The sequence below is a fragment of the Bacteroidota bacterium genome, assembly GCA_016715945.1.
GTDB lineage: Bacteria > Bacteroidota > Bacteroidia > Bacteroidales > F082 > JALNZU01.
In genome coordinates this window covers 1-13840 of sequence record JADJXJ010000001.1, presented here as the reverse complement: position 1 = coordinate 13840, position 13840 = coordinate 1, and the positions used below count along the sequence as shown (strand labels likewise).

Below are 13840 nucleotides of genomic sequence, written 5' to 3'. Positions count from 1 at the left end.
TAAGAAAAATACAGATGATTGATCTGGCCCGGAAAAAAATGCCAAATTTCATGTCTGGAATCAAGTGTTTTCCAGGGTTGGTTTTTGCAATTTTGTGACGAAAGAAATACCTGCAACATGGAAATAGAAACCAAAACCCGACGTTTGGCCTCATTGGACGCCCTGCGCGGATTCGATATGTTCTGGATTATGGGTGGCGACGGCTTGTCGGTAGCCCTGGCGGCTGCCACGGGCTGGCCAGTGCTGAAATGGTGGGCCACACAGGTGGAACATGCGGAATGGCATGGTTTTCATTTTTACGACATGGTTTTTCCGCTTTTTTTGTTCATTGCGGGTATTGCCTTTCCGTTTTCGCTCAGCCAACGCAAAGCAACCTCAAACAAGGTAGTGCTCCACCTTGTCCGCAGGGGATTGATGCTCGTCTTGCTCGGATTTATCTACAACAATGCCATCCGTTTCAATTTTGGCGAGCTGCGTTTTCCGAGCGTGTTGGGTCGCATTGGCCTGGCATGGATGTTTGCCGGCCTGCTATGGGTTTACCTGCCCGTAAAGTGGCGCATTCCCGCTTTGACCTCCATTCTGCTTGCCTATTGGGGCCTGCTCGAAGCCTTTCATGTGCCCGGTCTCGACTCCTATAGTATGGAGGGCAGCCTGGTCGGATTGGTGGATCGCACGCTTGTTCCAGGAAAACTTTACCTGGGCATCCACGACCCTGAAGGATTGGCCGGCCTGATTCCGGCCACAGCCACCGCCCTGCTGGGCATGCTCACGGGCGAAGCCGTAAGACAGACACAAAGATCTGACTATCAAACACTCAGCCTGAAGTTATTCGCCATTGGGAGCTTCCTTTTTGCCGGTGGCTGGCTGTGGCACCTGGCGATGCCGGTAAACAAAAATTTATGGACCAGCTCTTTCGTCCTCGTAGCCGGAGGGTTGAGCATGGCATTGTTTGCCCTGTTTTTCTGGATCATCGATGTAAAAAACCTGAACTCGTGGGCCTTTCCCTTTCGGGTGATCGGCATGAATGCCATCGCCATCTACATGGGACAGCGCATTTTCCAGCTTGGGCATACCAGCGATTTTCTTTTTGGTGGCGTAGTCTCCCGGGTTGGCGAAACGTGGCAGCCGGTGATGCAATCCGTTGGTTATATCCTCACCTGTTGGCTTCTCCTTTATTTTTTATACCGCAAACGGATATTTTTCAAGGTTTGAAGGCAGTGGCTGAATGCACTCAGTCAGTTCCGGCAAACTATTAAGTTTGAGGTATTTCGCTTTGCTGTCCGGCACATCTTCCAACTTTAAGAATTCATTAAAAAACCTTTTCGGGGCCGAAACCGTTTGCAATTTTTGAGATGTTGATTTTTAGGTTTCAGCTCAGTGAAATCTATGGCTGTATATATATTTGTTAACTGTCAGTTTTTCTTAACTCAAACCAACACAAATATTCTGATATGTTGCACTTTACGTACGGAGCTCTCTTTACACAGTCGAAGAATTATACCTCTATTGGTCTGAAGATTTTCCTGCTGATTTTGTTCCTCACGGCAGGCTTGTTTATGGGTCGGCCGTATGGTTTGCGGGCTCAGATATTTGCACCTGAGGGGCTCAACATACCGGGCACCTGGAACGGATGGACCAACCCACCAACCAACAATATGGCGCTGGCCAGTTCGACCCAGGTCAGTGGTGGCCGCGTGACAAAAATCACCACAGGAACACCTCGTTACCAGACCTGGTTCAGTGTGGCGGCCAGCGGAGCCGACCTCGTGGGTGGCAACCATACCTGGTTGTTCACCAGCGGCCCGGCCGGAAACCCCTGGGCCAACAAATGGGCAGGCGTAAATGTGAGCATGAATACCCTTCAAAGCTACACCTACAACAGCGGGGCAGATAACAGCATCACCCTAACCAACGGCAGGTTTTACACCGTCAACTGGCGCGACAACGGCTATGCCGGCACGCAGGCCATTTTTATGGAGACCAGCGCTGCTCCGGTGAACCTGATAAGCCTTTCTGAGCCAACCGGCATACTGGCAGGTCAGCAGGCCACCATCACGCTGACGGTGGATGCCACCCCTTCGCCTGAGGAAATTTTTTACCTGCGATATACCACCAATGCATGGAACAGTTCATCGGTGGTCACTTTCAGCATGTCGGGTCTGAGCGGTACTGCCACCATTCCGGGCCAGAGTGCGGGCGCTGAGGTGGAATATTACGCTTTCAGCTCGACCGTGAGCGGCATTTCCTCCGACTACGACATGCTGACGTTGAAGCTCAACAATAATGGTGGAAGCAATTATTCTTACACAGTCAGTGGCCTGAGTACGCAAGCCGAAATCCTCAGCTTCAGCCTGCCCGAACAAACCGCACCGGCCACCATCAACAGCAGCGCGGCCACCGTGAGCATCGAGGTGGCCCATGGCACCGATGTGACCAGCCTCACGCCCACCATCACCGTATCCACAGGCGCCACCATCAGCCCGGCCAGCGGGGTGAGTCAGAACTTCAGCAGTCCGGTGGCCTATACTGTGACAGCTCAGGACGGCACCACCACCAAAAACTGGACCGTAAACGTGAGCGTGGCGGCGCCTCCTCCACCCAATTATGGCCTGCGCGACGACGGGGGCGTCAACCTGCCCACCTTAACATATTGGTATTCAGGACAGACCTCAGACATCACCCAGCAGGGCAGCGCCTTCCACAGCCAGAACTTCGGATCAATCAGCGCCTTCCTCTTCAAAGGCGCCAGCATCAAGACCTGGAAAGCCGCCGGAGGCGATGTCACCGGCGCGCAGTTCAACTACAAGGTATGGAACACCTCCGACCCTGAGCCGGCAAGCTATACCGTGCGCAATGTGGGCTGGACCAGCGACGACGGTGGCGGCGACCAGACCTGGGCCAACTTTGGCGACCCCATCGACCTGGGAGCTGGCCTCAGTCCGGGTACCTACAACGTGAAGATCCTCTTTTCCATCACCGGTACCGGTATTCCGGGCATGACTGAAAACGGGCCGTTCAGTGCACAGTTTACCTTTGTGGTGCTGAGCAATGCCGCCGAAATCCTCAGCTTTAGTCTGCCCGAACAGACCGCACCGGCCACCATCAACAGCAGCGCGGCCACCGTGAGCATCGAGGTGGCCCATGGCACCAATGTAACCAGCCTCACGCCCACCATCACCGTCTCCACAGGCGCCACCATCAGCCCGGCCAGCGGGGTGAGTCAGAACTTCAGCAGTCCGGTGGTCTATACTGTGACAGCTCAGGATGGCACCACCACCAAAAACTGGACCGTAAACGTGAGCGTGGCGGCCCCTCCTCCACCCAACTATGGCCTGCGCGACGACGGGGGCGTCAACCTGCCAACCTTAACTTACTGGTATTCAGGACAGGCTTCGGACATCACCCAGCAGGGCAACGCCTTCCACAGCCAGAACTTCGGATCAATCAGCGCCTTCCTCTTCAAAGGCGCCAGCATCAAGACCTGGAAAGCCGCCGGAGGCGATGTCACCGGCGCGCAGTTCAACTATAAGGTTTGGAACACCTCCGACCCTGAGCCGGCCAGCTATACTGTGCGCAACGTGGGCTGGACCAGCGACGACGGAGGCGGCGACCAGACCTGGGCCAGCTTCGGCGACCCCATCGACCTGGGAGCTGGCCTCAGTCCGGGTACCTACAACGTGAAGATCCTCTTTTCCATCACCGGTACCGGTATTCCGGGCATGACTGAAAACGGGCCATTCAGTGCACAGTTTACCTTTGTGGTGCTGAGCAATGCCGCCGAAATCCTCAGCTTCAGCCTGCCCGAACAAACCGCACCGGCCACCATCAACAGCAGCGCGGCCACCGTGAGCATCGAAGTAGCCCATGGCACCGATGTGACCAGCCTCACGCCCATCATCACCGTTTCCAACGGCGCCACCATCAGCCCGGCCAGCGGTGTGACCCAAAACTTCAGCAGTCCGGTGGTCTATACTGTGACAGCTCAGGACGGCACCACCACCAAAAACTGGACGGTGAGCGTGAGCGTGGCGGCCCCTCCTCCGCCCAACTATGGCCTGCGCGACGACGGGGGCGTCAACCTGCCAACCTTAACTTACTGGTATTCAGGACAGACCTCAGACATCACCCAGCAGGGCAGCGCCTTCCACAGCCAGAACTTCGGATCAATCAGTGCCTTCCTCTTCAAAGGCGCCAGCATCAAGACCTGGAAAGCTGCCGGAGGCGATGTCACCGGCGCGCAGTTCAACTATAAGGTTTGGAGCACCTCCGACCCTGAGCCGGCCAGCTATACCGTGCGCAATGTGGGCTGGACCAGCGACGACGGAGGCGGCGACCAGACCTGGGCCAGCTTCGGCGACCCCATCGACCTGGGAGCTGGCCTCAGTCCGGGTACCTACAACGTGAAGATCCTCTTCTCCATCACCGGTACCGGTATTCCGGGCATGACTGAAAACGGGCCGTTCAGTGCACAGTTTACCTTTGTGGTGCTGAGCAATGCCGCCGAAATCCTCAGCTTCAGCCTGCCCGAACAGACCGCACCGGCCACCATCAACAGCAGCGCGGCCACCGTGAGCATCGAGGTGGCCCATGGCACCAATGTGACCAGCCTCACGCCCACCATCACCGTCTCCACAGGCGCCACCATCAGCCCGGCCAGCGGGGTGAGTCAGAACTTCAGCAGTCCGGTGGTCTATACTGTGACAGCTCAGGATGGCACCACCACCAAAAACTGGACGGTGAGCGTGAGCGTGGCGGCGCCCACCCCCATCGCCTGGGCCAACCTGCAATGGCCACCCAATGGAAACATCCAGCCCGGTCAGGAATTTATCGTTTACGCCCAGGTGTATGCCGACGGCATCACCAACCAGCCCGGTCAGGCAAGTGGCATGCAGGCCTGGATAGGTTACAGCTCCACCAATACCGACCCATCCGGCTGGACCAACTGGGTTCCGGCTGCTTACCTCGGTGATGTGGGGAACAATGACGAATACAGCTTCAACCTTGGCGGGGTGATCAACACTGACGGAATTTACTACTACGCTTCCCGCTTTAGTCTGAACAATCAACCCTTTGTGTACGGAGGTTACAGCAGCGGCGGGGGCGGATTCTGGAATGGAAACACCAACGTGAGTGGCACGCTTGTGGTGGCTTCTGCGCCGCTGACCTATCCGGTAACTTTTACTGTGGTGGATGGCACACAGTCGTACACCGACATCCGCCTGAAGGGTCAGATGACCAGCTGGAATCCTGTGCCCATGGTGCAGGGACCTGCCCACACGTGGACATTGACCCTCAACCTGAACCCCGGAAGCTACGAATGGGGCGCCATTCAGCACGACGGGAGTCCCGATGGCGTCTGGCTGATTCAGGGACCTAACCTGGTGGTGAATGTAGCTGCTGACGGAAACATCTCAGGAACAACAACTTACAACATACCTGCACCTCCGCAGTCGAGCATCGCATGGGCCAACCTGCAGTGGCCGCCCAGTGCCACCATCGAGCCTTCGCAAACCTTGAATGTGTATGGCAAGGTCTTCATCCCCGGCGTAACCGGACTGCCGGTGGCGCCTGCCGGATTGCAGGCCTGGGTGGGTTACAGCAGCGCCAACACCAACCCCAACACCTGGACCAACTGGGTTCCGGCGGCATTCAACGGTCCCTCGGGCAACGACAGCGAATTCAGGGCCGACATCGGCTCGCTGATACCCGCCAACGGCACCTATTATTACGCCACCCGCTTTAAATATCAGGATCAGGACTTTGTGTATGGAGGCTACAGCAGTGGCGGAGGCGGATTCTGGAACGGCACCACCAACCTCAGCGGGGTGCTCACCGTAGGCGTGAACATCAACTGTGATGACTTCAGGGGAGTCGTTTACACCCTTCCTTCGTTCCCTGTTCAAAACCAGACTGTTACCATTTATTTTGACGCCACAAAGGGCAATGGCGCCTTGCTGAACTATACCGGTGATGTGTATGCGCATACCGCTGTCATCACCAACCTGAGCAGCAGCGATGCCGACTGGCGCTACACCAAAACCGGCTGGGGTGAAAACAGTCCCTCGACCTTGCTTTCGCGACTGAGCGACAACCTCTACAGCCTGACCATCCCCAACCCCCGCACCTATTATGGGGTGCCAGCTAATGAACAAATCCTCAAGATGGTCTTCGTCTTTCGTTCAGCAGCTGCCGATGCCCAGGGCAACTGGCTGGTACACAAGCAGAGCGACGGAAGCGATATCTACGTAAAACTCTATCAACCAGGACTTAACGTCAAATTTAACAATCCGCTTTCCCGGCAGACCTTACTTAGCAGTTCGGCCACCTTGCCGGTTTGCATCGAAGCCAACGGCCACAGCCAGCTGAGTTTTTACATCAACAGCACCCTGGTTCGCCAGACCACTGCCGGCAACCTGACCTACCAGGTTTCGTACCAGCAGATGCCCGCCGGCACCAACTGGATCAAAGCCGTGGCCAGCAATGGCAGCCTCACGGTACGCGACTCCGTGGAGGTGTACGTCAGGGGAGCTGTCAGCATCGCACATCTGCCGCCGGGCGTAAAGAAAGGCATCAACTACGTGGACAACAGCACCGTAACCCTGGTGCTTCACGACCCCATTGCGCAAAAGCAGTTTAGCTATGTGATCGGTGACTTCAACAACTGGACCATCAGCGATGAGGGATACATGAAACGTACCCCCGACGGCACACATTACTGGATCACCATCAGCGGACTGACACCAGGCGAAGAATATGGTTTTCAGTACCTTATTGATGGCACCCTGCGACTGGCCGATCCTTATTCCGAACTTATCCTCGACCCATGGAACGACCCCTGGATCTCGCCGAATAAATATCCCAACCTGAAGCCCTATCCCACTGGGAAAACGGAAGGTATAGTGACCCTCATCCAACCAGGTCGTACGCCTTACAACTGGCAGGTGCCCAACTTCGTGCCACCGGCCCTGAACAACACCCAGTCGGATCTGCTTATTTACGAGCTGCTTGTGCGCGATTTCAATGATAACCGTTCCATTATCGAGGCCATCGAAAAACTCGACTATCTTAAAAGTATAGGCGTCAATGCCATACAGCTGATGCCCATCATGGAGTTCGATGGCAACAACAGCTGGGGCTATTCGACCAATTTCTTCTTCGCGACCGACAAGTATTACGGTACCCGCGATGCGTACAAGCAGTTCATCGATGCGGCCCATCAAAGGGGCATGGCTGTCATTCTGGACGTGGTGATGAACCACGCCTTTGGGCTCAATCCGTTTGTAAAAATGTATTTCGACCCCAACTATGGCGGTTACGGCGCCCCGGCAGCCAACAATCCATGGCTCAACCAGCAGTCGCCCCACCCCTACAGTGTGGGATACGATTTCAACCACGAAAGCCCGCATACCCGTCAGTTCTTCAAGGATTTTCTGCAATACTGGCTCACCGAATTCAAAGTCGATGGCTTCCGCATCGACCTCTCGAAAGGACTTACACAGAATTTCAGCGGGGGCGACCTGGGCGCATGGAACGCATACGACCAGAGCCGCATCAACATCCTGATGGATTACTATGGCCACATTAAATGGGTGAACCCCAATGCGTATGTGATTCTGGAGCACTTTGCCAACAACGACGAGGAAACTGTGCTGGCCAATGCCGGCATGATGCTCTGGAGCGCCATGCATTACAACTACAAGCAGGTGGCCATGGGTTGGGAGAACAACAGCAATGTGGCCTGGGCCTACCATGGCACACGTGGCTGGAATTTCCCCAACCTGATCGACTACATGGAAAGTCACGACGAGGAGCGCATGGTGTATGAGGCTTTGGCCTACGGCAACCAGTCGCAATGGTACAACCTGCGCGACAGCCTCACTGCCGTCCGCCATCAGGAACAGGCCCTGGTGCTCTTCATGGGCATACCCGGCCCGAAGATGATCTGGCAGTTCCAGGAGATGGGTTACGATTACAGCATCTTTTATGGCGGCGACCGCACGGCACCCAAACCTCCCCGCTGGGACTACCTCGACAATCCAGTACGTGAGCGTGTGGCCAGGGTCATCCGCGGTATGGCCGACCTGCGCAGAAGCGACGCCTTCCGCTTTGGCAATTTTGCCCATGACCTGGGCGGATTGGGCAAACGCATGTGGATCACCCACCCGAGCATGGATGTGGTCATCTGCGTCAACATGGGGGTATTCGGGTTCGATATGATACCCAATTTCACCAAACCCGGCACCTGGTACGACTACTTCAGCGGCGAAGTAATCAATGTAAGCAATCCGGCCACCCACTCCTTCTTCTTTGGGCCGGGCGATTACCGGGTGTTTACCAGCGTCCCGCTTCCCAAACCCTGGCACAACCTGATTGTGAACGTGCGCGATGCCACCAACAACCAACCCATTGCCAACGCCCTCGTGCAGCTGGCAAATGCCGGATCGCGCCTCACCGGAACCAATGGCCAGGCGCAATTCCTCGCGCTGCCCGGCAACAACAGCATCACAGCCTCGAAATTCGGTTACCTCACCGGAAACCAAAGCTTCGTCGTCAACTCGCCCACCGAAATAACCATCCTGCTCAATCCCGGCTGGGACCCGGCCAACAACTTTGCCAACCTGCAATGGCCACCCAGCGCCGAACTCATCGAAGGTGAGTCGGTAAACGTTTATGCCCAGGTGCAGGTGCAGGACCTGACGCCAGGCCCGGATGGCTACGAAGAAATGCTGGTGTGGATAGGATACCACAGCAGCAATACCCATCCAAACACATGGACTAACTGGATACCAGCTACTTACAATGGCATCAGCAGCTTTACCGGGCGACCGGAATACACAGCTGCCATTGGCAGCAACCTGCCTGCCGGAACTTATTACTATGCCAGCCGCTTCCAACTGCCTGACCAGCCATTTATCTATGGCGGATGGTCGGCCGATGGCGGAGGCTTCTGGGATGGCACTACCAACATCAGTGGTGTACTCACCATCAGCACCCCTCCACCGCCGGGCATCACCTTTGCCAACCTGCAATGGCCGCCCAGTGCGTCCATCCCGGTCGGCGGCAGCGTGACGGTTTATGCCCAGGTGCAAGCCACAGGGGTCAACCTGGGCACCTCAGGCTATGAGGGCCTCTCGGCCTGGATAGGCTATGGTGCTCCGGGTACGGCACCTTCCACCTGGACCAACTGGATACCGGCTTCGTACAACGGCATCTCGGGCTTTACCGGCAGGCCGGAATATACTGCCTCGATCGGCAGCGAACTGCCCGAAGGCCTCTATGACTACGCCTCGCGCTTCCTCATCGGCGGCCGCAATTTTGTCTATGGCGGTTTCTCGGCTTCCGGCGGAGGATTCTGGGATGGCAGCACCAATGTCTCCGGGGTACTCACCGTAAACGGTACGCCTCCGGTACCTTCCATCGGATGGGCCAACCTGCAGGGACCGGCCTCGGGAACCATCACCCCGGGTCAGAACTTCTCGGTCTTTGGCCAGGTGTGGATAGAAAACACCACCGGCTCAGGCAACCCGACCCCCGGACTGCAAGCCTGGGTGGGCTATGCTTCCGAAAATACCAACCCCAACACCTGGACCAACTGGGTTCCGGCTACCTACGACGGTGCCGTGGGCAACAACGACCGCTTTGTGGCGGAGATTGGTTCGCTAATCAATAATGAGGGCACGTACTACTACGCCACACGTTACCAATACCTTGACCAGCCATTTGTCTATGGCGGACTCAACGGGCCTTGGGATGCCGGCAGCAGTCCTTCGGGTGTGCTGACGGTCACCACCACCCCGCCCGATCCGGAGATCACATTCGCCAACCTGCAATGGCCGCCCAGCGCCTCCATCCCTGTTGGCGGCAGTGTGACGGTCTATGCACAGGTGGAGGCCACGGGCGTGAATTTAGGCACCTCGGGCTACGAGGGCCTCTCGGCCTGGATCGGCTATGGCGCTCCGGGTACGGCGCCTTCCACCTGGACCAACTGGATACCAGCTTCGTACAACGGCATCTCGGGCTTTACCGGGCGTCCGGAATATACCGCCTCCATCGGCAATGACCTGCCCGAAGGCCTCTATGACTACGCCTCGCGCTTCCTCATCGGTGGACGCAGCTTCGTCTATGGTGGTTTCTCCAACGATGGTGGTGGCTTCTGGGATGGCACCACCAATGTCTCCGGGGTACTCACCGTTAGCGGTACGCCTCCGGTGCCTTCCATCGGATGGGCCAACCTGCAGGGACCGGCCTCGGGTACCATCACCCCGGGTCAGAACTTCTCCGTCTTTGGCCAGGTGTGGATAGAAAATACCACCGGCTCAGGCAACCCGACCCCCGGACTGCAAGCCTGGGTGGGCTATGCTTCCGAAAATACCAACCCCAACACCTGGACCAACTGGGTTCCGGCTACCTACGACGGTGCCGTGGGCAACAACGACCGCTTTGTGGCGGAGATTGGTTCGCTAATCAATAATGAGGGCACGTACTACTACGCCACACGTTACCAATACCTTGACCAGCCCTTTGTCTATGGCGGACTCAACGGGCCGTGGGATGCCAACAGCAGTCCTTCGGGTGTGCTGACGGTCACCACCACCCCGCCCGATCCGGAGATCACCTTTGCCAACCTGCAATGGCCGCCCAGCGCGTCCATCCCGGTCGGCGGCAGCGTGACGGTTTATGCCCAGGTACAAGCCACAGGGGTGAATCTCGGCACCTCGGGCTATGAGGGCCTCTCGGCCTGGATAGGCTATGGCGCTCCGGGTACGGCGCCTTCCACCTGGACCAACTGGATACCAGCCTCGTACAACGGCATCTCGGGCTTTACCGGCAGGCCGGAATATACTGCCTCCATCGGCAGCGACCTGCCCGAAGGCCTCTATGACTACGCCTCTCGCTTCCTCATCGGCGGCCGCAATTTTGTCTATGGCGGTTTCTCGGCTTCCGGCGGTGGATTCTGGGATGGCAGCACCAATGTCTCCGGGGTACTCACCGTGGGTGGCACGCCTCCGGTGCCTTCCATCGGATGGGCCAACCTGCAGGGACCGGCCTCGGGTACCATCACCCCGGGTCAGAACTTCTCGGTCTTTGGCCAGGTATGGGTAGAAAACACAACCGGCACTGGTAACCCGACGCCCGGACTGCAAGCCTGGGTGGGCTATGCTTCCGAAAATACCAACCCCAACACCTGGACCAACTGGGTTCCGGCTACCTACGACGGTGCCGTGGGCAACAACGACCGCTTTGTGGCGGAGATTGGTTCGCTCATTACCTCGGTTGGAACTTATTATTACGCCACACGTTACCAATACCTTGACCAGCCCTTTGTCTATGGCGGACTCAACGGGCCGTGGGATGCCGGCAGCAGTCCTTCGGGTGTGCTGACCGTCACCACCACCCCGCCCGATCCGGAGATTACCTTCGCCAACCTGCAATGGCCGCCCAGCGCCTCCATCCCTGTTGGCGGCAGCGTGACGGTCTATGCCCAGCTGGAAGCCACGGGCGTAAACCTTAGTACCTCAGGCTATGAGGGCCTCTCGGCCTGGATTGGCTATGGCGCTCCGGGTACGGCGCCTTCCACCTGGACCAACTGGATACCAGCTTCCTACAACGGCATCTCGGGCTTTACCGGCAGGCCGGAATATACTGCCTCCATCGGCAGCGAACTGCCCGAAGGCCTGTACGACTACGCCTCGCGCTTCCTCATCGGTGGACGCAGCTTCGTCTATGGTGGTTTCTCCAACGATGGTGGTGGCTTCTGGGATGGCAGCACCAATGTCTCCGGGGTACTCACCGTAAGCGGTACGCCTCCGGTACCTTCCATCGGATGGGCCAACCTGCAGGGACCGGCCTCGGGTACCATCACCCCGGGTCAGAACTTCTCCGTCTTTGGCCAGGTGTGGATAGAAAATACCACCGGCTCAGGCAACCCGACCCCAGGACTGCAGGCCTGGGTGGGCTATGCTTCCGAAAATACCAACCCCAACACCTGGACCAACTGGGTTCCGGCTACCTACGACGGTGCCGTGGGCAACAACGACCGCTTTGTGGCGGAGATTGGTTCGCTCATTACCTCGGTTGGAACCTATTATTATGCCACACGTTACCAATACCTTGACCAGCCTTTCGTCTATGGCGGACTCAACGGGCCATGGGATGCCGGCAGCAGTCCTTCGGGTGTGCTGACCGTCACCACCACCCCGCCCGATCCGGAGATCACCTTTGCCAACCTGCAATGGCCACCCAGCGCGTCCATCCCGGTCGGCGGCAGCGTGACGGTTTATGCCCAGGTGCAAGCCACAGGGGTCAACCTGGGCACCTCAGGCTATGAGGGCCTCTCGGCCTGGATAGGCTATGGTGCTCCGGGTACGGCACCTTCCACCTGGACCAACTGGATACCAGCCTCGTACAACGGCATCTCGGGCTTTACCGGCAGGCCGGAATATACTGCCTCGATCGGCAGCGAACTGCCCGAAGGCCTCTATGACTACGCCTCGCGCTTCCTCATCGGCGGCCGCAATTTTGTCTATGGCGGTTTCTCGGCTTCCGGCGGAGGATTCTGGGATGGCAGCACCAATGTCTCCGGGGTACTCACCGTAAACGGTACGCCTCCGGTACCTTCCATCGGATGGGCCAACCTGCAGGGACCGGCCTCGGGAACCATCACCCCGGGTCAGAACTTCTCGGTCTTTGGCCAGGTGTGGATAGAAAACACCACCGGCTCAGGCAACCCGACCCCGGACTGCAAGCCTGGGTGGGCTATGCTTCCGAAAATACCAACCCCAACACCTGGACCAACTGGGTTCCGGCTACCTACGACGGTGCCGTGGGCAACAACGACCGCTTTGTGGCGGAGATTGGTTCGCTCAATACTGAGGTTGGAACCTATTATTATGCCACACGTTACCAATACCTTGACCAGCCATTTGTCTATGGCGGACTCAACGGGCCGTGGGATGCCGGCAGCAGTCCTTCGGGTGTGCTGACGGTCACCACCACCCCGCCTGATCCGGAGATCACCTTTGCCAACCTGCAATGGCCGCCCAGCGCCTCCATCCCTGTTGGCGGCAGTGTGACGGTGTATGCCCAGGTGCAAGCCACGGGCGTAAACCTGGGCACTTCGGGTTATGAGGGACTCTCGGCCTGGATCGGCTATGGCGCTCCGGGTACGGCGCCTTCCACCTGGACCAACTGGATACCGGCTTCGTACAACGGCATCTCGGGCTTTACCGGCAGGCCGGAATATACTGCCTCCATCGGCAATGACCTGCCCGAAGGCCTCTATGACTACGCCTCACGCTTCCTCATCGGTGGCCGCAGCTTCGTCTATGGTGGTTTCTCCAACGATGGTGGTGGCTTCTGGGATGGCAGCACCAATGTCTCCGGGGTACTCACCGTTAGCGGTACGCCTCCCGGTGCCTTCCATCGGATGGGCCAACCTGCAGGGACCGGCCTCAGGTACCATCACCCCGGGTCAGAACTTCTCCGTCTTTGGCCAGGTGTGGATAGAAAATACCACCGGCTCAGGCAACCTGACCCCCGGACTGCAAGCCTGGGTGGGCTATGCTTCCGAAAATACCAACCCCAACACCTGGACCAACTGGGTTCCGGCTACCTACGACGGTGCCGTGGGCAACAACGACCGCTTTGTGGCGGAGATTGGTTCGCTAATTACCTGAGGGCACGTACTATTACGCCACACGTTACCAATACCTTGACCAGCCCTTTGTCTATGGCGGACTCAACGGGCCGTGGGATGCCAACAGCAGTCCTTCGGGTGTGCTGACGGTCACCACCACCCCGCCTGATCCGGAGATCACCTTTGCCAACCTGCAATGGCCAC

At 57.7% G+C, this 13840-nt stretch carries 2 protein-coding genes; both read left to right on the top strand.

From position 1 onward, the window contains the following. Positions 1–117: 117 nt before the first annotated feature. Positions 118–1212, top strand: a complete 1095-nt coding sequence (locus tag IPM52_00010) for a DUF5009 domain-containing protein (GenBank protein MBK9290011.1) — start codon at positions 118–120, stop codon at positions 1210–1212. Between the two features lie 239 nt (positions 1213–1451). Next, entirely contained in the window at positions 1452–12983 is an 11532-nt protein-coding gene (locus tag IPM52_00005; protein ID MBK9290010.1) for a DUF5018 domain-containing protein, read from the top strand. Positions 12984–13840 lie beyond the last annotated feature (857 nt).